This window comes from Taibaiella helva (genome assembly GCF_003545695.1).
GTDB lineage: Bacteria > Bacteroidota > Bacteroidia > Chitinophagales > Chitinophagaceae > Taibaiella > Taibaiella helva.
In genome coordinates, this window is the sequence record NZ_QUZZ01000007.1 from 128632 (window position 1) to 153827 (window position 25196).

At 51.8% G+C, this 25196-nt stretch carries 24 protein-coding genes; 12 read left to right on the forward strand and 12 right to left on the reverse strand.

From position 1 onward, the window contains the following. Window positions 1-43 precede the first annotated feature (43 nt). The 3 genes from DZC79_RS12515 to DZC79_RS12525 form a co-directional block, all read right to left on the reverse strand. Window positions 44-907 (reverse strand): alpha/beta fold hydrolase, encoded by an 864-nt coding sequence (locus DZC79_RS12515; protein ID WP_118951932.1) that lies wholly within the window; start codon window positions 905-907, stop codon window positions 44-46. Between the two features lie 72 nt (window positions 908-979). Continuing rightward, the gene (locus DZC79_RS12520; RefSeq protein ID WP_118951933.1) at window positions 980-1945 is read right to left on the reverse strand and encodes a stage II sporulation protein M; all 966 of its coding nucleotides are present in this window, start codon (window positions 1943-1945) and stop codon (window positions 980-982) included. Between the two features lie 79 nt (window positions 1946-2024). Then, window positions 2025-4397, reverse strand: a complete 2373-nt coding sequence (locus DZC79_RS12525; RefSeq protein ID WP_118951934.1) for a penicillin acylase family protein — start codon at window positions 4395-4397, stop codon at window positions 2025-2027. Between the two features lie 176 nt (window positions 4398-4573). Here DZC79_RS12525 and DZC79_RS12530 point away from each other — a divergent pair, with 176 nt between their 5' ends. Both DZC79_RS12530 and DZC79_RS12540 read left to right on the forward strand, forming a co-directional pair. After that, window positions 4574-6928: a TonB-dependent receptor gene (locus tag DZC79_RS12530; RefSeq protein ID WP_118951935.1), complete on the forward strand. Its 2355-nt coding sequence runs from the start codon at window positions 4574-4576 to the stop codon at window positions 6926-6928. Window positions 6929-7287: 359 nt separating this feature from the next. After that, a complete protein-coding gene (locus DZC79_RS12540) occupies window positions 7288-7479 on the forward strand; it encodes a hypothetical protein (RefSeq protein WP_118951937.1) in 192 nt (63 codons plus the stop codon). A 12-nt stretch (window positions 7480-7491) separates the two neighbouring features. On the opposite strand, the gene DZC79_RS12545 is transcribed toward DZC79_RS12540, so the two are convergent. After that, on the reverse strand, window positions 7492-7731 hold the full coding sequence (locus tag DZC79_RS12545) for a hypothetical protein (RefSeq protein ID WP_118951938.1): 240 nt from the start codon (window positions 7729-7731) through the stop codon (window positions 7492-7494). Window positions 7732-7967: 236 nt separating this feature from the next. Between DZC79_RS12545 and DZC79_RS12550 the strand changes: the two genes are divergently transcribed. Beyond that, window positions 7968-9635 carry a L,D-transpeptidase family protein gene (locus DZC79_RS12550; protein WP_118951939.1) on the forward strand — a complete coding sequence of 556 codons (1668 nt, stop codon included), beginning with the start codon at window positions 7968-7970 and terminating at the stop codon, window positions 9633-9635. Between the two features lie 607 nt (window positions 9636-10242). Here the strand turns inward: DZC79_RS12550 and DZC79_RS12555 are convergent. Genes DZC79_RS12555 through DZC79_RS12565 form a run of 3 tightly spaced genes read right to left on the reverse strand, consistent with a single transcriptional unit; the run spans window position 10243 to window position 13259 of the window. Then, the gene (locus tag DZC79_RS12555; RefSeq protein WP_118951940.1) at window positions 10243-11022 is read right to left on the reverse strand and encodes a LytR/AlgR family response regulator transcription factor; all 780 of its coding nucleotides are present in this window, start codon (window positions 11020-11022) and stop codon (window positions 10243-10245) included. Further along, the gene (locus DZC79_RS12560; protein WP_118951941.1) at window positions 10983-12074 is read right to left on the reverse strand and encodes a histidine kinase; all 1092 of its coding nucleotides are present in this window, start codon (window positions 12072-12074) and stop codon (window positions 10983-10985) included. The genes DZC79_RS12555 and DZC79_RS12560 overlap by 40 nt, the downstream gene beginning before the upstream one ends. A gap of 3 nt (window positions 12075-12077) precedes the next feature. After that, window positions 12078-13259, reverse strand: coding sequence for a sensor histidine kinase (locus DZC79_RS12565; RefSeq protein ID WP_118951942.1), 1182 nt, complete (start codon window positions 13257-13259; stop codon window positions 12078-12080). A gap of 327 nt (window positions 13260-13586) precedes the next feature. On the opposite strand from DZC79_RS12565, the gene DZC79_RS12570 reads away from it, so the two are divergent. Then, entirely contained in the window at window positions 13587-13928 is a 342-nt protein-coding gene (locus DZC79_RS12570; RefSeq protein WP_118951943.1) for a hypothetical protein, read from the forward strand. Window positions 13929-13954: 26 nt separating this feature from the next. Beyond that, window positions 13955-14206, forward strand: a complete 252-nt coding sequence (locus DZC79_RS12575) for a hypothetical protein (protein WP_118951944.1) — start codon at window positions 13955-13957, stop codon at window positions 14204-14206. A gap of 430 nt (window positions 14207-14636) precedes the next feature. Here DZC79_RS12575 and DZC79_RS12580 read toward each other — a convergent pair whose 3' ends face one another. Beyond that, window positions 14637-15182, reverse strand: a complete 546-nt coding sequence (locus DZC79_RS12580) for a DUF1579 family protein (protein ID WP_118951945.1) — start codon at window positions 15180-15182, stop codon at window positions 14637-14639. A gap of 121 nt (window positions 15183-15303) precedes the next feature. Here DZC79_RS12580 and DZC79_RS12585 point away from each other — a divergent pair, with 121 nt between their 5' ends. Beyond that, entirely contained in the window at window positions 15304-15894 is a 591-nt protein-coding gene (locus DZC79_RS12585) for a pseudouridine synthase (protein WP_262607308.1), read from the forward strand. Here DZC79_RS12585 and DZC79_RS12590 read toward each other — a convergent pair. Further along, entirely contained in the window at window positions 15891-17225 is a 1335-nt protein-coding gene (locus DZC79_RS12590; protein ID WP_118951947.1) for a DEAD/DEAH box helicase, read from the reverse strand. The genes DZC79_RS12585 and DZC79_RS12590 overlap by 4 nt on opposite strands. Window positions 17226-17274: 49 nt before the next feature. Beyond that, entirely contained in the window at window positions 17275-18444 is a 1170-nt protein-coding gene (locus DZC79_RS12595) for a THUMP domain-containing class I SAM-dependent RNA methyltransferase (RefSeq protein WP_118951948.1), read from the reverse strand. Window positions 18445-18590: 146 nt separating this feature from the next. Between DZC79_RS12595 and DZC79_RS12600 the strand changes: the two genes are divergently transcribed. Beyond that, a complete protein-coding gene (locus tag DZC79_RS12600; RefSeq protein WP_118952100.1) occupies window positions 18591-19490 on the forward strand; it encodes a histone deacetylase family protein in 900 nt (299 codons plus the stop codon). Between the two features lie 5 nt (window positions 19491-19495). Here DZC79_RS12600 and DZC79_RS12605 read toward each other — a convergent pair whose 3' ends face one another. Further along, on the reverse strand, window positions 19496-19876 hold the full coding sequence (locus tag DZC79_RS12605) for a DUF5655 domain-containing protein (RefSeq protein WP_118952101.1): 381 nt from the start codon (window positions 19874-19876) through the stop codon (window positions 19496-19498). A 72-nt stretch (window positions 19877-19948) separates the two neighbouring features. Between DZC79_RS12605 and DZC79_RS12610 the strand changes: the two genes are divergently transcribed. Then, window positions 19949-20137: a general stress protein CsbD gene (locus tag DZC79_RS12610; RefSeq protein ID WP_157977106.1), complete on the forward strand. Its 189-nt coding sequence runs from the start codon at window positions 19949-19951 to the stop codon at window positions 20135-20137. Between the two features lie 23 nt (window positions 20138-20160). After that, window positions 20161-20439, forward strand: coding sequence for a hypothetical protein (locus DZC79_RS12615; RefSeq protein WP_118951950.1), 279 nt, complete (start codon window positions 20161-20163; stop codon window positions 20437-20439). 103 nt (window positions 20440-20542) lie between these two features. On the opposite strand, the gene pgi is transcribed toward DZC79_RS12615, so the two are convergent. Next, on the reverse strand, window positions 20543-22192 hold the full coding sequence (gene pgi, locus DZC79_RS12620) for a glucose-6-phosphate isomerase (protein ID WP_118951951.1): 1650 nt from the start codon (window positions 22190-22192) through the stop codon (window positions 20543-20545). 230 nt (window positions 22193-22422) lie between these two features. Here pgi and DZC79_RS12625 point away from each other — a divergent pair, with 230 nt between their 5' ends. The 3 genes from DZC79_RS12625 (at window position 22423) to DZC79_RS12640 (ending at window position 25165) form a co-directional block, all read left to right on the forward strand. Continuing rightward, window positions 22423-23325 (forward strand): helix-turn-helix domain-containing protein, encoded by a 903-nt coding sequence (locus DZC79_RS12625; protein ID WP_118951952.1) that lies wholly within the window; start codon window positions 22423-22425, stop codon window positions 23323-23325. A 404-nt stretch (window positions 23326-23729) separates the two neighbouring features. Further along, window positions 23730-24332, forward strand: a complete 603-nt coding sequence (locus DZC79_RS12630) for a hypothetical protein (RefSeq protein WP_118951953.1) — start codon at window positions 23730-23732, stop codon at window positions 24330-24332. A 296-nt stretch (window positions 24333-24628) separates the two neighbouring features. Then, window positions 24629-25165, forward strand: a complete 537-nt coding sequence (locus DZC79_RS12640) for a hypothetical protein (RefSeq protein WP_157977107.1) — start codon at window positions 24629-24631, stop codon at window positions 25163-25165. Window positions 25166-25196: the final 31 nt, after the last annotated feature.

Here is a 25196-nt window from a genome sequence, read left to right on the forward strand (position 1 = left end):
GTTGTGGAACAGGAAGCTGTTTTATGTCATACGGTGAAACCGTCTATTGCATAAAGCTGCGGATATAGCCATTGACCTGCTGCGCTTTTTCCCATTGCAGGAAATGGCCGCATTGTGAAATAAGGTGCACTTCCGCCTGCTGGAAATGTACGGCAGTCGACTCCGCCAGCTTTTTGGTCGAGATGGGATGGATAAACCGGTTGGGGATCAGGTTATCCCGTTCTCCGAAAAGGATAAGCACCGGTAGCGCGATATCGCCCAGCTGATCGAATACCGGCTCGTCGAGCATGGCATTGATGCAGCGGTCGATCATATAGCGGTAGTGCGAGCGGTCCTGCAGCTTCATCAGGTCTACCAGCTGCTGCGTGAAGGCCGGCGCATTATCGGGCATGATGTAGAAGCTGTTCTGTATCGCTTTGCGCAGGCTGTTCTCTTCATTGCTTACCAGGTCGACAAAGTACATGGTATTGCGGTACAGGCTCTTTTCCCATTCATTAAAGGTCTCGAAGCCTGCCGGTGCGCACAGGATCAGCCCTTTCAGCATGTCGGGATGCAGTTGGGCAAACGTAAGGCATATTTGTCCGCCCATAGAGTGGCCGGCAAGGTAAAGGTTCTTCAGCTTTTTCTTTTGGACGAAATCGCAGATCGCTTCTGCGAAAAAATGCATGCTGTAAGGATATTCGCCTGTAGAAGAAAGACCGTTGCCCGGCAGGTCGATGGCAATACAGCGATGGTATTGGCTCAGGTATTCGATATTCCGGCTCCATCCCAGCAGGGAATGGCCCAGCCCATGCACGAAAAGAATAGTCGTATCTCCCTTACCTTCATCCACATAAGCAATTTCTACAGCGTCATGTAATATTTTCTGGCGATGGACCGGGTAAGGATAGCTAACGTTTGCCGTCATGATCGTGAATTAGTGAACAATCTTGCCCCTGGGGCAACAGGCTGCAAATGTAATAAACGCGACAGGATTTGTTTATTTCTTTTCTGTTGCCGGTCCGGACAGGCCGCGCCGGTACACTTTGCGGGGATACAGGATATAGTACCAGACGATAAAGGCCAGCGAAGCCAAAAGGATCAGCAGGCTTAAAGCAACCGGCATACCGGTATGTCGGGTAACATAGCCCTCAAAGAAGGCGGCAACACATAGTATAGGAATCAGCGATACCATGATCTTGATGCCGTCCCTGGCGCCCCGCTTGAACGATACGATACGGGAATAGGTACGGGGAAACAGGATGGAATTGCCCATGACCATGCCGGCGCCGCCCCCGAGAATGATCGCGGAGATCTCGAGCGTACCATGGACAAAGACGACGAGTATCGACCGGAAGCCGAGATTGTGCGCAAAGAACATCTGCTCAAAGGAGCCCAGCATCAGGCCGTTGCTGAAGAGCACGTAGAGCGTGCCTAAGGAGCAGAAGATGCCCAGGGTAAAGCTCATCAGCACCACTTTAATATTGTTCCAGGCAATGGTCAGGAACATGATCAGCTCGTTCTGGGATTTATAGACGCCGAAGGGATCGCCTTTGGCGATGTTCTCTTCCGTCATATTCACGTAACTATCGCCCAGTATGCTGCGGATAAAGGTCGGGTCCTGCCAGGAAGAAAAGGCGCCCATAGCCACGAAGGCCATAAAAAAGAGAAAGGCGAAGAGCAGCACTTTCCGGTTGCGATACAGGATCAGGGGTAGCTCGGTGCCGAAGAACAGGAAGAGCCGGTTGCTTTTTTCTTTCTTGTTCTTATAGATGGAAAGGTAAATGCCGGCAGCAATGCTGTTGATATATTTGACCGTTTTGCTGAAGGGATAATGCGTCTTGGCATAGCCCAGGTCGTCGACCAGGTAGGTGAAGCGTTTCGCCAGCTCGTCGGGGTCTTCGGTCTCCTGCTGGTAGCTGTCCCAGCGTTCCTTATTCTGTTTGATAAATTGTCCTTCGCGCATGAAATGGATCAGCAATTTGCCGGCAAATTACGACGGCTGGTGAACAGGATCAAATTCTTCCGGATCAGGAAGCGACAGATCACCTGGATGTAAAGGTTATCGGGTAATATTTGCCGGCTACCCAATAGTCGAGAAAGCTGGCATAATACTTGCTCCCGGGGTTGCCCGATTGTCCTCCCGGGTAAACACCGTAGGCTTCTATCCCGTCCGGCCTCATCTTGACGATCATGCGCCAGCTGGGGCCGTGGTCATGTTTCATCGCATTAATGGTATTGCCCCAGCCTCCCGTTTTCAGCTGCTCAAAGCTGAACGCAGGCAGCCGCGCCAAATGGGTGACCGATGTGTTTTTCACGCGGTACCAGGCAGCTCCTCCGCTGTTCTCCAAACTTTTGATGCTGTCCAGCGTTTGCTTATAGCTAAGTGCCAGCATTTCTTTAAGACCTTCCTTTTCCGGCGTTGTTATGTCATCGTAATATTTTGAAACGGAATCGGAGAGCAGCAATTGCATCGTCCTTTCCGAAGAAGGGTAGAGCTTGTCGGGAAAACTACGGAACTCGTCTTTCCAGATGTTGTTGTACAGGAAAGCATACCAAAGCTGGAAGAAAGTAGCTTCGACACTTTCGGCGCCCAGCTCGTTGTGATAACCGGGCGAAGGGCCTGCATCCCTGAGGCTGGTCGGTGGTTTCATCAGGCCCGAAAGCATATAGGACAGATAGCTCCAGCTGTTGTTCTGCAATGCCATCATCCTGCCGGCATCCTGCTTCAGGCTGTCGTCGTCCAGGAAGTGATTAATCTCCCAGCTTCTGAACTCTGCAAAATCGCCGTTGTACCAGTAGGGATAGCTGTCGTCGGTTACTGCCTGGTTGGCGCTGGCCAGGTAACCCTGCGGCGGATTGAGCACATGAGGATTTTCCCGCATGGGTATGGTGTCGCCCCAGAGCGTCGCCGATATGTCTCCGCGCATTACATATTTACCCTGGTCTTTCCACTTGTTGATAAAGCGTCCCTGTCCCCAGAGGGCGATATTGCCCCGCCTGTCGGTATAAATAAAATTCTGGGCCGGGCATTCGAAATGCTGTATGCCGGCTACAAATTCTTCATAGTTGCGGGCCCGGTTGTACAGGTATACCGACAGCAGCTCGTTGGTTCCTCGGTGTGCCATCCAGGTTACCGCCAGCATCTTGCCGCTGCCCGAAGGCTCAGGAAAGTGTTCGTCATAGATGACCGGACCGTGAACAGTAAAGCGTACGGTATCGATAAAAGGGTTGTCCTTTCCTTTGATATAGATGGCTTCGCGGCGCTCGTTGAAAGGGATTTCTTTGCCATCGAAAACATACAGGCGCGGATCGGTGCTTTTGATCTCGTAATAATCCTTGACATCACGGTAATTGTTGGTCACACCCCAGCTGATGCTGTCGTTGAACCCGATGATAATGCCCGGTGCGCCCGGAATGGATACACCGTAGCAATTGATGCCGGGCGCCGTCAGCTGGACCTCGTACCATATGGAAGGCAGGTTGAGCCCAAGATGCGGATCATTGCAGAGTATCGCTGCGCTGTCGGAGGTACGCGCCCCGCTCAGCGCCCAGTTATTGGAGCCGATACCGGAAGCGCTTTTGATGATGGCGGCCGCATTGCGCGCTGTATCGCCTTTCGTGCGTGCCGTATCGAAGCGGCTAAAGAGCTGGCCGGCGGGCACAGCCGGTACGGCAAGCGAAGCCGGAGCAAAGGCGGTGCCTGCAGGGATCACAGTTTTGCTGTCCTTTATTTTTTCGGGAAAGAGATTGTTGAGCTCAGCGGCAGGCAGCGCATCGTGCAGGTAGCTCATGGCAATATCGTCGATGTTGCCGGTAAGGTCGTCGGCCATATACTTCAGCAGCAACGCACATTTCAGGTTGGTCCAGGATTCGGGGGCAAAGCCCATCAGCTTGTACTCGATGGGATAATCCTGGTAGCGCAGCCGGCTGATGTACAGGTTCACACCTGCGGTATAGGCATTGAGGATCTTTTTGGTGACGGGATCGGCTTCCATTGTCTTCAGCGAGTTCTCAGCCGCCCACACCATGCCTTTGCGGCGTTGCCTGCGGTCAAAATCAAATGCCTTCTCACCTGCTACTTCGCTGATCCTTCCGGCAGCGGCACGGGTCTGCATATCCATTTGCCACAGGCGATAATAAGCATGCAGAAAGCCCTGGGCTTTGTACAGGTCTTCATCGCTGGCCGCCCGGATATGCGGCACCAGCCTTTCGTCGAGGCTGACGCTTAATGGTCCCGAGGCTTTCCAGGGCAGTGCGGGTGGGGCGGTTTGCGCCACCGGTTCGGCATTGGCCCAGAAACCTTTTACGGGATCAAGCAGCTTGCCCAGGGCAGGAACCGAGCCCAGCGGCCGGTTCAGCAGCAGGATCCAGGCCAGGCAGCAGGCCAGCGCGAGAAAGAAGATGAAGAAACGCATACAGCAGTAAAGTTAATCATAAACTAAATATCATGTTTGCGCACCTTTGCGGACAGAAGGCCTCGCCCGCTATGGACTTCCGGTGAGGGGCGACTCCGTTAAATCTATGCGGATGCTTGTTAAAAACAATAGGGTGTCGGTGCCAGAACCTACATTTGTAGCCCACATCGACCGGCATGCGCGCAATACTGATCACTTTATGTTTCCTCTTTACAGGCATTACCTGGGCTTCAGCGCAGAAGAAAGTGTCGCTGAGCGGCTATATAAAGGATGCTTTATCGGGAGAGAACCTGATCGGCGCTGCCGTCTATATTAAAGAGACCCAGACCGGTGTTACCGCCAATGCCTACGGCTTTTATTCTATCAGCATCCCAGCGGGCAGCTATTCGATATCGGTAACCTACATGGGTTATGATACCCGGACGCAAACGATAAACCTTATCGAGAACAAGACGCTGAATATAGAGCTGCAGCCCGGGGGAAAAGAAATTGCCGAAGTTGTGGTCAGCGATGAAAGAAAAGATGAGCATGTCCGGGGTACCCAGATGGGCACTATCAGCCTCAGCACCGAGCAGATCAAAAAGCTGCCGGTGATCTTTGGCGAATCTGACATCCTGAAAGCGATCCAGCTGCTGCCCGGCGTGCAATCGGCAGGAGAGGGCAATTCCGGCTTTTATGTGCGGGGCGGTGGTCCCGATCAGAACCTGGTGCTGCTCGACGATGCAGTGGTCTACAATACAGGTCACCTGTTCGGGTTCTTTTCCATCTTCAACTCCGATGCCATCAGGAATACAACACTGATCAAGGGCGGTATGCCCGCCAACTACGGCGGGCGGCTGTCGTCGGTGCTGGATGTATCGATGAAGGATGGCAATATGAAGGAATACCATGCCGAGGGCGGACTGGGCCTCATTGCTTCCAGGCTTACACTCGAAGGGCCTATCGTCAAGGATAAAGGATCTTTTATGCTGTCGGGCCGCAGGACTTATGTGGACCTGATAGCACAGCCTTTCCTGAAAGGTGAGACCAAAGGCTCGGGCTATTACTTTTACGACCTCAACCTGAAAGCCAATTATATCCTGGGTACCCGTGACCGGCTCTACCTCAGCGGCTATTTCGGCAGAGATGTGTTTCGCTTCAACAGCAGCGAAGGCACCTTCAAAGCGCATATTCCCTGGGGCAATGCTACCGGTACCTTGCGGTGGAACCACCAGTTCAACGATAAGCTCTTTGTCAATACGACATTGGTATATAACGATTACCAATTCGAGTTCAACGGCTCGCAGAACGACTTCGACGTGCGCTTCCATTCCGGTATCCGTGACTGGAATGGTAAGATAGATTTTGACTACTACACTGCTTTCAACCATCACTTCAAGTTCGGGCTGAACTATACTTATCACCGGTTTACGCCTAACCAGGTATCGGGGCGGAGCGGAGAGACCGAATTCTCACCCGACAATGCGCTGAAGAAATATGCGCATGAAGCGGGGATTTACCTGCTCGATGAATTTGACCCGGCCCCATGGCTTAAGGTGAACGCCGGTATCCGCTATTCCTACTTCGGGCAGGTGGGGCCCTATACCGCTTATGATCTCGACGATAATGGTAACCATCTCGACAGCACCAGCTATGCTCCCGGCAAGCTGATAAAAGGGTATGGGGGCTGGGAGCCCCGGCTGAACCTGCGCTTTGCCATCAATCCTCTTACCTCCGTTAAAGCCAGCGTCAGCCGCAGCTTTCAGTACATCCACCTGGTATCGAACAACGGCACCACCTTGCCTACCGATATCTGGGTGCCCAGCACGGCTATCGTGCAGCCCCAGAAATCCTGGCAATACTCTCTGGGCATCTTCCGCAACTTTTTCGACAACGCCCTGGAAACCTCTATAGAGGTTTATTACAAGGATATGCAGAACCAGATCGAATACCGCTCAGGATATACACCTACTTCCTTCCGCGATCCGGAGCTGGACTTCGTATTCGGAAAGGGCAGGGCTTACGGGGCCGAGCTCTTTATCAACAAGACGAAAGGAAAGTTTACGGGCTGGATCGGCTACACTTTGTCCTGGACCAACCGGGTTTTTCCTGATCTGAACGATGGAGAGCGTTTCCCTGCCAAGTATGACCGGAGGCACGACCTGTCGCTGGTGGGCAGCTATGAGTTCAATAAGCGCTGGACGCTCTCCGGCGTCTTTGTCTTTGGTAGCGGCAATGCGATCACCCTGCCTACCGGTTACTATTTTATAGGACAGTCGCTGATCCAGGACTACAGCAAGCTAAACCAATACCGCATCTTCCCGTATCATCGCCTCGACCTCTCCGTGATCTATACCCCCAAAGGCGATAAGCCGGCCAAACGATGGAAAGGAAGCTGGGCCTTCTCCATCTATAACGTGTACAACCGCTTCAATCCTTACATTCTTTATGTTTCGACCAACGGCAACCTCATCAATGGCGCCAGCGTTAAGGTAAAACAGGTTTCCATCTTCCCCATTATTCCCAGCATTACTTACAATTTTAAATTCTGAGCAATGCGTAAACCTTTACCGGAAAGGAATTCCGGCGGCAACCATTTGTTCCGCTGCTTTCGGAGCCGGTTACCCGCTTTCGTCAGCTTTCCATTCATAAATCAGGCAGGTGTAAAGAAATATTAAGCGTCTTTTCCAGTAATGTGCTTGTTTCCAATTGCTTTTGTAGTACCCCACCAATGTACCTCCTGTAAAATGGGCTTGCAGCATGCCGCTATATTGATTAATCTTGTCCTTTGGTAGCGGTTCTCCCATAAGTTAGAAATCCTGTTAACTTTTCTTTAGGTAATAAAAATAGTACAGGTAAAAAGCAACTCCTTTAAACCGGGGATTGTTGTGCTTCACGTATACCCTATGCATTGAAAAACATACCATGGAGGAGGAAATCTATAACAAAGCAGATCACCGAGCTGCTGCGAAAAAAGAAAATACTGATCGAAAAGCTGAATGAGCTGCTGCGCCATGTGAACGACCATCGTCAGCCTCAGCCGGGCAATAATGGTAAACCCGACCACCCGGAGGACAATCGAAAAGGCGGCAGCAGGGAATAGCCTTCTTCCTGTTTAGCCCGGCTCGCCTTCCAGCTCCAGGAGCTGGTATATTTTGCGCACATCATCCATCAGACCGCGGTCGTCGGCATAGGCCCACAGGTGATCATTACCTTTATCAAAGCAGAAGCGGATATACCCGTAATTGTTGTCTGTAGCCTGCATATAGGTAAAGGAGCTGATCTTTGCCAGGTTAATAACTTCCCTGAGTTTCCCGTTGAAGATCATAGGGCGGGGTGCAATGAATTTTGGCATTATTATTGCGGTGATTTTGCTGTAAAAGGAAATACGCCTCAGACGCGGCCGGAAGCTAAAACAACATTTTTTCCCTTTGCCCGCGTCAAGGAACAACAAAGCTAAAGCCAATCGATCATTTTTAGGGAAAAGCCGGTCATTTTCCGGGAAAAATCCCCCTTTTTTAAACGAGTGTATTGAATGTTCGAAAATGGCTGGATATTTGTCTCCGGATCAACCGTATTGCCCCCACTCCTATGAAAGTTCGAAGTTGTAAACCCCTGTCCCGGATTCTTTCCGTATTGTTCCTTTCTGCGCTTTTATTTTCCTGCTCTTCTTCTGAAAATGGCGATCACGGCGGTATCGGCAGTCTTTTTTCTTCAGATTTCGTCGATAAGGAAGCCTTTGCCCGGCAGCTGAGCGCCGGCCTGACACCCTTGCCGTCTGATGATTCCGCCTTTCATGCCCGGTTGCTGAAGGAAAATGAGCTCAACGTCAGCTATGCCTACCACCTGGGTAAGAACGAGCCGCTTTGGTTCAATGAGCAAGGCCTGAAGAAAGGTGCCGAAGAATTGTCCCGGCAACTGAACCAGCTGTGGGACGAAGGACTGGAGCCCGGTAATTATAAGGTTGGCTATATCGAACAGGCATTGACATGGCTAAAAAATAAAAAGGAAGGCTCTTTTCCCGTGGACAGCATTGTGGCCTGGGATAAAGCCTTTACCACTGCCTGGCTGCAGGCCGCCAGGGATCTGCTGCTCGGCGGCAAAGAGATCCATCGCGGCGACTCACTATGGTATGCCCGTAACGATACTGCTTTTAACGGCGCAGCTTACCTGGCGCGTGCGCTGAAGAGCAGCGATGAATTCCCCACGCTGGATAGTTTCCGTCCGGACATCAATGAATACCTGCAAATGAAAAAGGCTGTAGTGCAATGGTCCCGGCTGAAAGAAGACAGTACATACCTGGCTGCCAAAAAGAGCCTTGCTTTCGGCACGCCGGATAGTAACCTGGCCCAGGTGCTGGATAAGGAGCTGGCTGGCATAACCTTCCCCGGTAACGATACCTTAAATGAGACCGGCCGCCGCCTGGCCGCTTACCAATATTACCGCCAGCTGCGGATCACCGGTAAGCTGGACAGCGCCACCTATTCCAGCCTGAAGCGCAGTCCCGACGACTATATCCACAACCTGCAGCTCAATATGGACCGCCTGCGCTCCCTGCCGCGCCAGGCCGGCGCTGAGCATGTATGGGTTAATATTCCCTTGATGGAAGTGAACTATTACCGCGACAACGAGGTGAAGTTCCATAGCAGGGTAGTGGTAGGCAAGCGCGCCCGGCAGACACCAACGCTCTGGGCGCCTATGGCCAACGTGGTCTTCAACCCGCCCTGGGGAGTACCGCCTACCATCCTGCGTAACGATGTAGGCCCCGGTGTGGGCCGCTCGGGAGCAGGTTACCTGGCCCGCAAAGGCCTGCGGGCTTATGATGCCCAGGGTCGTGATGTTACCGCTTCTGTAAACGGATCGAATTACCGCCGCTTTTCTTACCGCCAGCCTCCGGGTGCGCACAACTCTCTCGGCGAGGTCAAATTCAACCTGCCCAACAAATGGGATATCTACCTGCACGACACGCCGCACCGCGAAAATTTCAGCTCCAGGATGAGGGCGCTCAGCTCCGGCTGTGTGCGCGTACAGAACCCTAAACTATTGGCAGAAGCGATATTGGAAGACCGCAGGTTTACACCGGAGAAGATAGATTCTATTATCCAGACCCGGCGCACGCGCTTTGAGCAGTTAAAACGGAACCTGCCGGTATACATTGTTTACCTCACCGTTGCTTCCGACAGCACGGGGAACCAGTTGCGTTATCTTGAAGACGTTTATGGCCGCGATGCCCGGATGAAGAAAGTTTACGGATATTAATTGTTTCTCCGAATACAGTAACACAACGGCCACCCGGATGCATGGGTGGCCGTTGTGTTGATGCCGGTCGGGACGTGCAACGGCCTGAACGGCGGCTGGATATGTATCTTCCTACGTAATGCTGGTTTTGCTCCTACGGAGCAATTTATGTTTGTTCGTACTGGCGCTACAAACGTTTGGCTCCGTAGGAGCCCTATAGCGCGTATAAGTATAGGATCATCTGCAAATCACCTTCCTGTCCTATAGGATCGGGAAGGCCTGAGCATAAGCGGTACTGGTTTGGGCTGTGTTACCTTGCTGTTTCGTAATGATTGAAGTGCTCATAACAACATTCCGCACACTTCCTGTAATTCCCCCAATTTTTCCGCTTGATCCCTTACTCTTTTATACTGATTGGTTTAAATGTGAAAGAGAATATCAAGGTTCGTTAAAACGCCTTGAATTAGAATACTGTCATTATGATTGAACCAGGTAGGAAACAATCTGTAGCCAACTTTGTTATTTTCAAAGCTTGCAGTAAGGAACTGCCATCGACATGAGTAAGAATGTAGAAACTATCATTAACCTGTACGAAGGTTTGGGGAATACCGGAAGTATATAGGATCGGTTATGTCGTCGATACCACAGCCAGCAGGGCATCGCGGAAGCTGTTGCCCAGTGGAATTTCCGCCTTGTCCATGTCCAGGTGGATAATATTGCCTTCGATGGCCTTGATCGCATTCAGCGCAATGATATATGACTTGTGTACCCGCATAAAACGGTTGGAAGGCAATTGCTCTTCCATTGCCTTCATGGTATGGTGCGTCACGATGGTCTGCGTCGTGGTGTGGATCTTCAGGTAGTCTTTCATGCCTTCGATATAGCGGATATCAGCATAGTTCACCTTGATCAGCTTGCCATCGGCTTTGATGAAGAAATAATTCTTTTCCTGGGTATTGACCTGCACCGGGCTGTGGGGCTGGCCCAGGGGCAAACTAGTGTCTTCCGGTATCGGCGGTATTGTTTTGCCGTTATGGCTCAGCTGGGCCGCTGCTTTTTTTACCGCCTTCAGAAAGCGGTCGAAGGGAACAGGCTTCAGCAGATAGTCAACCACATCGAGCTCGTAGCCTTCAAGCGCATATTCGGTATAGGCTGTCGTCAGGATCACAGCCGGCGGGTCTTTCAGCGAACGCAGGAAATTGAGCCCGCTTACCACAGGCATATTGATGTCGAGAAAAATAAGATCGATCGTATTCTTATGCAGGGCTTCGAAAGCTTCCATGGCATTGCTGCTCTGCTGCACCAGGTTGAGCGAAGGAATCCTGGCGATGTGGGCCGCCAGCACCTCCTGCGCCAGTGGCTCATCATCTACGATGAGGCAATTGAGTTTCGGAAGATCGGTATACATGTACGAAGGCTGAAAGTATTTTGTTCTTTCTCAACCGTAAAGTTAAGTCCTGAATACAACAAACGTTGCAAATCCTCGTGAATTCTTTGCGTTTCGGCAGTCACCTGGTCTTCTCCGTCAGTGCTGAGCTCTACGGCGACCTGTATCTCTTTTTCTTCCAGCAGCAGGTACATCAGCAGCGACCAGCTGCCTCCCGGCCGGAAGGTAGACAGCAGAGGTTCGGCAATATTGATCAATGACAGCGGTACAATACGGGCATTGGTGATATCGCCTTCTGTTTCAAGACTACAGGTATTCTCCTGTCCCGGCAGTACATTGTGCAGCCGCATCAGATTGCTTAGCTGTGCCAGCTCCTCTTCCAGGGTCACCAGCCGCTCCTTGCTACGGTACAGGCGATAACGCAGCACATCGGAAAAGCCGACTACAGATTCGGGCGCATGCTCATCCTGCTGCTCGGTCAGTCCGATGATGCCGTCGAGCGAGCGTACCATAAAGGTAGGGTTCATGCGGGTTTTCAGCAGGTGCAGCTCTGTAGCCAGCTTCTGGTCCTGGTTAACCGCTGTTTCCTTATGGGTAGAGATGCCTTCGAGCAGCTCCATAAAATACAGCAGGCAGGCAAAGCCGATAAAGCCGTTGATAAAGCTGAAATAGCTACGGGAGAGCGAAACAACAGGATGGTGCGTATCGTAGATCGTGCTGAGCGCCGGAAGACGGGGATGCGCCCAGGTTTTCAGTACCAGGTCCAGCAGCGGGAAGGTTGCGGCCATCAGCAGCAGGATGGTCCAGAACCGGCGGTAACGGTTCAGCTTAAAGCAGTAGGGAATGAGGTAGAGACAGTAAATGTAGAAGAAGATAAGAAAAGGTGTTGTCAGCGCGATTACCAGCAATGCTTTTGCGAGGGTTATTTGCGACAGGCTTTCGATCATTTCGATCATATTGGCAAACCAGAAGATGAGGATGAACAGCACATGGATCAGCCAACGGCCGCGCCGGAAATAGATGCCCCGGTTTTTCCGGATCAGCTCCCTTTCAATATAGTTATGAATGCTCATGCGTCAGAGTTCCAGGTTGAGGTAAACACTATAGTCCTTGGGCGACTCGCTCAGGCGCAGCTTATGCCGGTCGGGATAAAGAATATCGAGCCGGCGCCGTACGTTGCGGATACCGATACCGCTATGCTCTTTGATCGCACGGCTTTGATCCTGCTGGCCCGCCGGAGGCTTGCTGTTGATCATTTCCAGCGACAGGGTATTGTCCATGATCAGCAGCTTAATGTGCACGAAAGCATGGCTGATCCCTGCTTTGACGCCATGCTTGAAGGCATTTTCGATAAAGTTGACCAGGAGCAGGGGCGCAATCTCTTTGTCCCCGGGATCACCCGTTATCATAAACTGTATATCCACCTGCTCCTGCTTGTTCCGTACTTTTTCGAGGTTGATATAATTTTTCAGAAAAGCGATCTCGCCGCTTAGCGAGACAGCATCTTTCTTGCATTCTTCCAGCATATAGATCATCAGCTCCTTCAGCTGGCGCGTAATGAGTGTGGCGTCGTCCGAATGGCTGAGGGTAAGCGAATAGATATTGTTGAGCGTGTTGAACAGGAAGTGCGGGTTGATCTGTGTTTTCAGGAAGTCTGTTTCTGCCTTTAGCTTGTCCGACAGGACTTCGCGGTAGCGGTTGAGTCCCTTTTGCTGGTCATAGAGATCCATAAAATAATAAAGGGAGAAAAAGAACATGGCGGTGACGCCTGAGATCGTAGCAAAGCCGAAAATGGTCAGGATCATGCCGCTGTCCTTTATTTCCCGGCTGGCTTTGTTCAATCCGTAGTTGAGACCGACATAAGCGCCGGCAGCGGCAACAATGAAAAACCAGAGCAGGAGGTTAAGGATAAGCCCGATCCAGATATACCGCCGCTGCTTTTTGTACCGGGCATAAGGAATTACGTACAGCAGGAAAAAGTACACCATAACGGACCCCAGCAGGGAGCCGATGACGGCCACCAGCAAGCCCGGAGGATCCTGTGCGTCCTGGTTGCCGATCCTAATGGTAACACTGCTGTTATTGGCCTGACTCGCATGGAACCCGAGACTGAAATCCTCAAACACGTTGAAGCAGAGGTACCAGAGTGAAATGAGCCAGGCGGCAACGTGAAACAGGTACCGCTTGTTACCGAAGATCGTTTCCCGCTGCAGGCGCAGCTCTGCCTTGAGCTTTTTATTGATGTCGAATAAAGCCAAAATGAAAAGATATAGGATGACAGGGGTGAATGCGGTATCCAAAACTACGCTGCCGGCAGCTATTTGCTCCGGCAATTCGCCCCTTATTGGTTAATTTTCGACAAACATCGCCTTTCTTTCGACAAAACGAAAATTCTTTCACGGCGCGGCTTTGTCGAAAAATTACCGGCGCACGTCTAATTTGTCTGTTCCGGCGCAGCATACCGCAGTATGTTTGCATAACAATCACAACAAATAAACGATACCGCCCCTTTTTACCCTAAGCACAGATCGGATGGCCACTGCCCCTATAACCTTATTACCATGCTTACCCTAAGAATAGGAAAAATGAAAAATTTTCGCAACACCATCTTTTTCGCCCTGCTGCTGCTGACCGCCTTCGTGATGACGAATTGCAGCAAAGCCAACGCTGCATCATCTGTGCGGCCGGCGGCTACCACTGCACCCTTGCTGGTATACGATCGGGTATTGAACCCAACGATCGGCATTGCGGCCGATCCCGGTGCCATCGGCAGCAGCTATAGCATTGTCGATGGCCGCGGGCGCGTGGTGCTCACCGGCACCATCCGGTCGGGGAAAACCTTCCGTATTCCCACCGGAAAGCTGGGTAACGGCGCCTATCGCTTCCGTATAGGCGACCATGTGATGCAGGAATTCGTGATCCGTTAACCTGCGCTGATTCTAAAAAAGCCATTATGCGTTACCTGACCTATTTCACAGAAGACCGGCACCGCCTGGATATCACCAATTCCTGGCTGGGCGAAGAGAAGATCTACTACGACGGACGGCTGGTGTCCCGCAATACCAGCATATTCGGCAGCATGCATGAGTTTACGGTAACAGAGGGAGAGCAGGAAACCTGGTATCGTATCCAGATAGAATATAAATGGCCCTTACGGATAGGCTTCGATATTTACCGTAATGGTAAAGCCCTGCTGCTGTCCTGATACGCCCTTCGATAACGTAAGGGTAGATATCATCGAGTAAAAGAAGAATGTTTGGAAAAATTAGCTTTTCATAGCAAACGGAGGGCTCGTATCTTCCGTCTTGCTTTAAGGTAGCGTCTGTATCATGATACGCTAAATAGTCAACCAGAGAAAAATGCCGGTCTCCCCGCCGGCATTTTTTTATTTTTGAATCTCCGGACCGTATACCTGGCGGCATGCAGTCGCGGCTTACGCTCAGTGCCACAGGGCGGCAAAATTTGCAGCTCGCTGTATCTTTATCTCGCTATTATAGCTCCGCAGGAGCCGAACGTTTGCAGCATCATAATAAGCCAATATAGCCTTGCCCCATAGGAGCAAAACCAGGGCTGCCAGGGAATATCCGCATCCAGTCGCCGTTCAGGCTGCTACGCATCCCGACCAGCCTGCAGCGCTATTGGCGGCTGTAATGATATTCGCGGGTTTTAAAGGCTTCCCCTGCGCCCTGTTGATATTGTTCCACCTGGAAGTTGTCCTTATCCATAAACCTGATGATGTAGCGATGCCCGCCGGCCGCATCGCATACCGGGCTTAGGCTGGCCGATCTTCCCGCTTCGGTCCAGGAGCCTTGTGCCGTCTCGTTTGCCGTACCTGCCGAACTGAGCCAGACCAGGCTAAAGCGGTCGCCCGGCTCGTCATAGCCAAGGGTCGCCCATTCCTCGAAAGCGCCTCTGGGGCCTACGCCTGTCTGCGACCATTGCAGGAAACGATCGCCCAGCACCATGTTGAGCACCGCAGTGAGCGTATATTTTTCGGGATCGGCTTCAGCCTGGCTCCATTCGCTTACCTCTACCGTCCAGGTACCTTCATATCGCGCCAGGAAGCGATAAATATGCTCCGGCGACGATGCGGCAGCGGCTTTGGCAGCTTCATTGTCCTGGGCCAGCAGGCCGGGGTACGGGAGCAGCAGGAGCAGGATAGCGGTCAGCAATGCTTTCATAGGCTGGGGTTGAGCAGAACGTTATGTTACAAATATAGCTGAAGTGAACGCATCTTAATTCAAATTGACGGAAATTGCAAGCCTTATAGTTTTCCCGATGTCTGCTGCCTTGCGTTACTTCATGGTTCATAAACCCTATGATATGGTTTCTCAGTTTGTTAGTCCCGATAAGGTACGGCTGCTGGGCGATCTGGGCTTCGATTTCCCGGAAGGGACACATGCCATAGGACGGTTGGACAGCCATTCGGAAGGGTTGCTGCTGCTGACCACCGATAAGCGGATCACGCGTTTATTGTTCCAGGGCCGCGAGCCGCACCGGCGCAGCTACCTGGTACAGGTACGCCGGGTCGTGAGTCCTGAAAAGCTGGAGCAGCTGCGGCAAGGTGTGCCCATCCGCGTTGGTGTTGACGAATATTATACGGCACGCCCGGTAGCGGTAGCCTTTGCGGAGCAACCTGCGCATCTGCCCGACCTGTGGCCCCATTACCGCGAGGTACCACATTCCTGGCTGCTGATCACGCTGACCGAAGGTAAATTCCACCAGGTGCGTAAGATGGTGGCGGCAATAGGACACCCCTGCAAAAGGCTGATCCGTGTGTCTATTGAGGATATGGCGCTGGGCGACCTGTCGCCCGGCGCAGTGCGGGAGCTGGACCAGCAAACATTTTTCCGCAAACTGAAGCTGGATGCGGAAGAGGAGGGCATGCCCTAACGTTTCTTCTTGGCGCCGCGGGTCTTGGGCTTACCATACTTGGCCATCATCTTGTCCTTGTGGCTGACCTTCTTGTTGGTCTTCTGGTTCTTCGCCGACTTTTCGTGGAAAGCAGGACCTACATCTTCCCGTTTAGGGATTTTAAGCTGGATCTCTTTATGAAAGACCTTCGGCTGCTCATCTTCCGTAAGCTCGGTTGAGATCACCAGGCCGTCCGGCAGCGGCTGTTCGGGGATGGTATAGTGCATCAACGCTTCGATGCTTTCCCGGTAAGGCGTTTCTTTTTCGGTAATAAAGCTGATGGCGATCCCTTTTCTGTCGGCGCGGCCCGTACGTCCTATGCGGTGAATATAGTTTTCGGGCGCTTCGGGAAGATCGAAGTTGATCACATGGCTTACCTCTGCGATGTCGATACCGCGGGCCACGATATCGGTCGCGATGATGAAGCGGAAAGTGCCGTCCTTGAAGGCATTTACCGTATTGAAGCGAAAGTTCTGCTCTTTGTTGGAGTGGATAACGCCGACCTTGCCTTCATATTTTTCAGAAAGGGCCTCATACAGCTGATCTGCCATTTTTTTTGTGGCGGCAAATACCAGCACCTTCGACATGCTTTCGTTTTGCTGCAGCAGGAGATCGAGCAGGTTGACTTTGGTATAAAAATTAGGTACGATATAAGCCGACTGGTCGATATTGGCCAGCGGCGTTCCGGCGGGGGCTGCCTCGACTCTTTCCGGTTGGTTAAAGTAAGTGTCGAGCAGCTGCTCTACATCCTCTGTAAGGGTGGCGGAGAACATCAGGTTTTGCCGGCGCTCGGGCAGCACCTCCATAATGTTGCGCAGCTGCGGCCGGAAACCCAGGTTGAGCATCTCGTCCACTTCGTCGATCACCAGCTTTTTGATGTTCTTCGTCTTTAAGGCGCCGCTCAGGATCAGGTCGTAAAGTCTTCCGGGCGTTGCCACCAGGATGTCCAGGCCATTCATAATAGCTTCGGCCTGCGGTTTCATGTTCACGCCGCCATAGACACCCACCGCCACCAGGCTGCGGTGGGCGCCGAGCTTACGCGCGGCTTCCACCACCTGCACCACCAGCTCGCGGGTGGGTACCAGCACCAGCATCTGCGGAAAACGGTCCTTGGCGAATTGCAGCTGGCGCAGGCAGGGCAGGAGATAGGCAAAGGTCTTGCCCGTACCGGTTTGCGCAATACCGCAAACATCCCTGCCCGACATGATCACGGGAAAGGCGCGCTCCTGGATAGTTGTCGGCACGGTAAGGCCCATTTCGTCCAGCGCTTTCAGCAAAGGCGCGGTCAGGTTCAGATCGGCAAATGTCATAGGGGGAAATATACCTTAAAAAGTGAAGCAAAGATACCACATTAATCGGTCAGCGGCCGGCTTCTTCACGACTGCCGGCATACAGCTCATATTCCAGCAGGCGGCAGTCGATAGTCGCGTTGTAAAATTCGATGCGTCTCCTGGCCTTGAGGCCTATCTTTTTGGCCAGCGCCATATTGCCGGTAAATATATAGCCGTGATAGCCTTTGCAGCGCTGCTTCATGAAGTCGCCGATACGGGCATAGGTCTGCTCCAGCGCATCCAGCTCGCCCAGCCGTTCGCCGTACTCGGGGTTCATCATCATCACACCGTGGCCTTCCGGTACTTCCGTCTCGGCAAAATCGCATATGCCGAAGGTGATCAGCTCTTCTACGCCTGCGGCACGGGCATTTTTGCGGGCATTGCTGATGGCCACTTCGCTGTAGTCGGTGGCCACAATGCGTAATCCGGGCACTTCCCTGATCCTGGTTTCCAGCAGCCCGCGTTCTTCCTGGTAGCGGGTCTCCTCATAATCCCGGAGGTGCATGAAGGCATAGTTGAGCCGGAACAGGCCGGGCCGTGTGTCCGTAGCGATCAGCGCCGCTTCTATAGCCAGTGTTCCGGAGCCGCACATCGGGTTGACAAAGGGATTGCTGCCGTCCCATACGGTAGCCATGATAGTTGCCGCAGCCAGGGCTTCGAGCATCGGCGCGCGGCCGGGGATCTTCCGGTAGCCGTGGCGGCCCAGCGATTCGCCCGAGGTATCGAGGAAGATCTCTGCTTCGTCACCCTTCCAGAAGAGATGGATCACCGCGCCCTTAAGCTCCGGGCCGGTCTCGGGGCGTTCACCCCAAATAGAACGCAGCCGGTCGACAATCGCGTCTTTCACGCGCAGGTTAGCGTACAGGTTATTGTTGATCGTTTCGTGCAATACATTGCTGGTAACGGAAAAGTAGCCGCCTTCAGGCAGCAGGTCTTCCCATGCTGTTTCCAGTACATTTTCATAGATATCGTCAGGATGCCGGGCTTCGAACTGGTCGATACGGAACAGTACCTGGCTGGCACAGCGGAGGTTAAGGTTGAGCTTTATACAATCGTTCAGCGTACCCCTGAGCCTTACGCCGGTAATAAAGCGCTCTCCGACACGGAAGCCGAGCGCTTCGACCTCCCGCTCCAGGTATTCGGAAAGCCGCTTATGACAGGTAATGGTAATGGGCGCAGTTACGGTAAATAAAGACATAGGCGGCAAAAGTAAGCTTTTATCAGGCTTTGCCGGATGGAACTGCCTATAGGCGGCTTAGCCTGTGTACCGCGATACAGCGGAAGCCGTTTCCGCCTTTTGTGTTAATATTGTGCCCTTCGGCCATCAGACTGCACCTTGTATTTATGTTTCCCGTAGCTTTCCATCCTGTCTATGTACACCCGGTTCCTCCCGGGCATCGTTTTCCTATGGAAAAATATGAGCTGTTGCCGCAGCAATTGCTCAGGGAAGGTATCATCGCCGAAAGCGATCTGTTTGCACCCGAGCCGGCAGACCTGGAGCCTGTGTATGCTGTTCATCAAAAAGCTTATGTAGACCGCTTTATCAGCGGCAATCTCGATGCAAAAGAAGCAAGGCGCATCGGCTTTGTTCAATCGCCCTTGCTGGTAGAACGGGAGCTGCGGCTGGTGAACGGAACGCTGGAAGGGGCGCTGAAGGCCCTCGATAGCGGTATCGCTTTTAATATTGCGGGTGGAACACATCATGCCGGTTGCGATTTCGGTGAAGGTTTCTGCATGCTGAACGATCAGGCTGTTGCGGCGCAATACCTGCTGGATCGGGGCTATGCCGGCCAGGTACTGATCATAGACCTTGATGTGCACCAGGGTAATGGAACGGCTCATATTTTCCGGCAAGGACCCCAGGTATTTACCTTTTCCATGCATGCGCAGCACAATTATCCTTTTCATAAAGAGCGAAGCGATTGGGATATCGGCCTGGACGACGGCACTGGTGATGAGCGCTATCTTGCCTTGCTGGAAGAAACCTTACCGGTATTGCTGGACACGGTAAAGCCCGGGTTTATTTTTTATCAGGCCGGTGTGGATATCCTGGCCTCTGATAAAATGGGCCGCATGGCTTGCACTATGGCGGGTTGCCGGCGCAGGGATGAGCTGGTGCTGTCGGCGGCACGAAATGCAGGCATACCCCTGCAATGTAGCATGGGCGGCGGTTATTCACCTGCCATCCGTACGATTGTCGCGGCGCATACGCAAACCTATAGTGTAGCCCGCAGCCTTTATTAGCACTGTTAATCCTTGTTCCCGTAAGCGAGGCGCAGGAAACGGAGCACCTCTTCATTAATATCTTCTGCCTGTACAATCCGTAAATGATGATTGTATTGCTGCTGGCCGGGCACCTGCGCGATCTTCTGAAAGCAGAAATTGTCTTCATAGGCCGTGGCGAAGGGAAGGACCACATGCAGGAATTGCTTGCCCAGCTGCGTGATCCAGGCAATACGGCTCCGGCCGTTGCTGATCCCGACCATGGTTTTGGCAGCATGCAGCGTTACCGGCCCCACGGTTTGAAAGGCCTCCAGGAACTGATCCAGCAGGGCGAGACTATAGGCCGGCTTGCCTGCCAGGAAGGCCTGAACCTCCGGGTCGCGGAACGGTAGCGGGTGCTGTGCCATAGAATAAGCGGTTTTCGTCAACAATTTGAGGCAAGTTAGGTTATTTGTAAGGAAACCAAAATGCATCCCTGTATGGAAAAGCCTGATCAGAAATTATCCTGGGAAGAGATCCGTAAACGCCTGCTGGATGAGTATCCACAGTTGAAAGAAGAAGACCTGATCTATGAAGCGGGAAAAGAAGAAGCCCTGTTGGAGCGGCTGCGGCAGAAACTGGGCAAAACGAAGGAAGAGATCAATTACTGGCTGCACCTTATGGGCTGAATAACGTCAAAAAAATCCGGTATATGTTTGACTACAGTGTTATTACCCCTGTTGCAGCCCGGGAACGGGAATTCTATATCGTTCCTTTGTCCGAAGAGGACCGTTACGTAAGTGTAGAAGGCGCGGCTGCAACCTATGAACCGGCCCGCCTGGACCTGCTGCTGGAAATTCTCAACGGCTACCTGGCTATGGGACAGAAAGCAGATCACTATGAAACAGAGCATTACCGTTACAGCCGGCAGGCGCCGAAAGGCATGCTGGCCATAGCAGTACCCCGTCATGAAGACGACCGGAGTACATAAGCTTCAGAGGGCATGGACGACTACATCATAAAGCCGGTTATACGCCTCTTCCGGAATGTTTTGCTGATTTCCCGCTGCGCCATCCTACATAGGCGCAGCGCCGCTACTTCCATTCCTTATATTTACGGATCAGCATATTTGTAGAGCAATCGTGCGTTTCTACATGAGCATCACCTTCGAGCTCGGGCAGAATGGAATTAGCCATTTGCTTGCCCAGCTCAACGCCCCATTGATCGAAGCTGAAAACATTCCAGATCACACCCTGGACAAAGATCTTATGCTCGTAGCAGGCGATCAGCATACCCAGGTTAAAGGGATTGATCTCTTTAAGAAGGAACGAGTTGGTCGGGCGGTTGCCTTCAAATACCTTATGCGGCAGCAGCTTTGACAGCCTGGGCTCTTCCATGCCGGCTTTGGCCAGCTCTTCGCGGGCTTCCGCTTCCGTTTTGCCCTTCATCAGCGCTTCTGTCTGGGCAAAGAAATTGGACAGCAGCATTTCGTGGTGCTTGCCCAGGGGATTGTGCGAGCGGGCCGGCGCGATAAAATCGCAGGGAATCAGCCGGGTACCCTGGTGGATCAGCTGGTAAAAGGCATGCTGGCCGTTGGTGCCGGGTTCGCCCCAGAGCACCGGACCGGTAGTGTAGCTCACTTTTTCTCCCGAGCGTGAAATGTATTTGCCGTTGCTTTCCATATCGGCCTGCTGAAAATAAGCCGGGAAGCGGTGCATATACTGATCATAAGGTAGCAGGGCATGGGTTTGCGCGCCGAAGAAGTTGTTGTACCAGATACCCAGCAAGGCCTGGATCACCGGTATATTTTCATGGAACGGCGTATGGCGGAAGTGCTGATCGGCGGCATGGGCGCCGGCCAGCAGCTGTTCAAAGCGGGCGAAGCCAATAGACAGGCAGATAGAGAGACCGATAGCGCTCCACAGCGAATACCTGCCGCCAACCCAATCCCAGAACACAAACATATTGGCCGGGTCGATGCCGAACTCCCGCACCCCTTTTTCATTGGTGGACAATGCTGCAAAGTGATGCGCAATATCTTTTTCTTTCGCGCCACCGGCCAGGAACCAATCCCTCGCACTATGGGCATTGGCCATGGTCTCCTGTGTGGTGAAGGTCTTGGAGGCTACGAGGAACAGGGTAGTCTCGGGGTTCAGCGGCTTCAGCGTTTCCGTGATCTGAGTGCCGTCTACATTGGAAATAAAGTGCAGCTTAAGGTGGTTACGGTAGTGTTTTAAAGCTTCGGTTACCATTACGGGGCCGAGGTCGGAACCGCCGATACCGATATTGACCACATCGGTTATGGCTTTATCGGTATAGCCTTTGTGCCCGCCGCCGATGACCGCTTCGCTGAAGCGCTTCATCTGCTGCCGCACAGCTTCTACTTCCGGCATCACATCATGATTGTCCAGCAGCACCGGTTCATGGGCAGGCTGGCGCAAAGCAAAGTGCAGTACGGCCCTGTCTTCTGTTTCGTTGATATGTTCTGCTGCAAACAAGGCTTCCCTGGCGCGTTCCAGGCCGCATTCCCCGGCCAGCTCCAGCAGCAGCGACAGGGTTTCTGAAGTGATCCTGTTTTTGGAATAATCGAAATAAAGGTCTCCGAGCTGCAGGCTGAACTGCCGGGACCGGTTGCTGTCTTCTGAAAAAAGCTGTTTCATTTCCAGGTGGCTTACCTGGGAAAAGTGCTCCTGCAAGCGTCTGTAGGCCTTCGTGTGGGTAAAATTGACTTTGGGAAAAGACATGCTGCTGTACGATAAAAAATGTTCCTGGACCTAAAGAACAGGTATCGTGTGAAAAAAGTTGAAAGATAACAACTGATTATGAAACAGCCTGAAATAACTTAAAATTCATAAAGAAAAATGAAGGCACAGCCGGTGGTATTGCATTTCTTTATAATTTTGAAAACTGCGCCAGGGTAGGGCTTTGGCGTAAACCAACCAATCTGTTCATAACCATATTTCGCATCAGCAACATGCAAAAACCAGCACCAGTGCTGGAGCCCGATCATCTTGTCCGGTTCCAGACTTTAGACCGCTATACCGCATTGTTCGGGTCCGAAGCCCGCAGGCTTACCGAGTCCCGTTGGGTGTACACGCTTATCAGCATCAAACAAGGTAAAGGTCATTGCTTTGTGGATAATGAATATGTACCGTTACAGGCGGGAACATTGATCCTGGTCAATCCTTTTGCCTACCTGCACCTTGAGAATACATTGTATGTGCAAGGTGTCGTGATCCTCTTTACCGAAGAATTTCTCTGCCGTACGCATCTCTACGAACAGCTGCTTTACAAAACCATCTTTGGTCCCAACCGTCGTACCTGCTTCCAGCTGGCAGGTAACGATACCGGCAGCAATTATATACAATCGCAGCTGTCGATGTTCGGATGGGAGTATCGCCTCGGCAGCGATCCCCTGCTGAAGTTCGACTTCCTGCACAATATCCTGCTGGGTGTAATCCTGTATATGCATAAGCTGCAGCTGGAGCAGGAAAACAGTATGCTGGATATTAAAGAGCCGCTGGCGAAAAGCCAGGTGGTGCAGTTTGTGCAGCTGCTCAATACTCATTTTAAAGAGCAGAGCTCTTTGCAGTTCTATGCCGATAAGATGAACATTACCCAGGATCAGCTGGCCCAGATCTGCAAGAAAGGCGTCGGCTGGTCGCCCAAAGCGATCATGCAGGAAAAGCTGCTCCGGGAGGCGAAACGCGCGCTGTTGTTTGAGCCGATGTCGATAAAGGAGATCAGCTTCGCGCTTGGGTTTACGGAACCCACCAACTTTGTCAAATTCTTTCAGCAACATACCGGCATCTCGCCTAAGAACTTCCGTATTGAACATTGTATTGGCGGCCTGGGCCGGCAGGATAATGTTGCCTGATAAGAAACCGGAAGCCATCCGGCTGATCGCATAGATGGCTTTACGCCACTTTATATTAAAACGGGCTGTTCCCTGATCGGAACGGCCCGTTTTTCCTGCTGGTCCGTTCTATACCTTCATTTCCAAGGCAGAGATTTTACAATCAGGTCACTTTTTTTTATTAAAATGGTAATCTAAAAAGCCATTTTTTAACTTTTTTATTTCACCAAAAAGCCGTAAATATCAATAAAACGGATAACTAGCCAGTTTGGTGATAAACTTTCCTCTTTTTCACCTTTTTTGGTGGTAAAATGATTACAGGTAAGGGTAGAAACGGGTGCATCTTTGCATTATCAAACAAACAACAACAAACAAAGTAATCTACCAAACCAATTTTAAATCAAACCATTAAAAATTAAGAAAAAATGAAAAAAATCATTCTGGCTGCCGCTGTTATCGCTTTCGGATCTGTTGCTTCTTTCGCTCAAGGCCCTTCTTCTTCTGCCAATGCAACTTTGAATGTACTGGTAAGTAATGTAAAATCAATCACCGTTTCTTCCGGCTCTACCGTTAATATTAATCTGGATGATGCCCAGAAGTTCACTGCGGCTGCGGGCGCTACAGGTGTAGCCGGTGATGTGAAAAGCACTATCGATGTTATTTCCAGCGGTCCTTATAAAGTAAAAGTATCCCTGGCCGGCAACGTTACTTCCCTGAAGAACACCAACAACAACGCCACCGGTATTACTTCCATCCCCGCAGGCAATATCTACCTTGCTGTTTCCAACCCCCGCCAGATCACTACCGGTTCTACCGCACCCAACGCTACTTTCAGCACTACAGGCCAGAACCTGATCAATACGGCCAACACCCTGATCGCTACGCCTGCTACTGCTTCCAACGGTAACTCAGGTACTTCAGGAACCAAGTACGATGTAACCTATACCCTGGCCAACTTTGCCGATGTTGCCAGCCTTGCTACCGGTACCTTTACCGCCACTGTAGTGTACACCATTACCGATCTTTAATAAATCATGCGCCATCAGGCTCTTTCATGATACCATCCAGGATATCCGGTTCTTACAGGTTTTAGCGTCCTGTAAGAATCGTCCTTTTCCGATAGTATGCTTTATTTTCATTTGTTTATAGATGAGCATGAGCGGGTGGGGATCTCGGCCGCTGGTTGTCTTAACGGCAGTGACGGCTGAAACAGAAAAATAATCGGTCAATCCCATCTTTTTTTGCATTTGAATGGTTAGTTTTAGTGTATGACGGGCCCATCGCGGTTTCCGGCAATACCAAACCATCCAATCCTGCTTAAAAGATGAAAAGATTTTTACTTTGTATGGTAAGCTTTGTATTCTTTGCACTGCCCCATTTAATGTTTGCCCAGGTTCAGAATGGCTCTGTGCGTTTGAATGTAGTCCTGTCGCAGGTACAAAGTCTTACTGTTAACCAGTCGCAGGGCCAGGTGGATCTCCATTTTTCCCAGAAAGAGGATTTCAGGGATGGGGTTGATATTAATGAACGGAATCATCTCAACGTATTCAGCTCCGGCCGTTTTGTGGTAAAAGTAAGCGCACAAAGCGACCTGGTACGCCCCGGCGGTCATGTTATACCGGCTTCAACCATAGCAGTTACGCCCGTGGCTACAGGAGGGATCACCCAGGTGCCCGGAATGACTACTGCAAACAAAGTCAGCTTGTCGCCCCGTGAAGCGCGTACGATCATTAAGTCACCTACACACGGCACTATAGCGACTTCATTCGATGTGCTGTATCATGCTTCCGGCGAAGGCTACGCGATGCTGGACAATGGTACTTACAGCGCTACGGTGGTCTATACGATCGAAGCCGAATAGCAAACGAATCCGGCAGGAACGCTTCTCATTT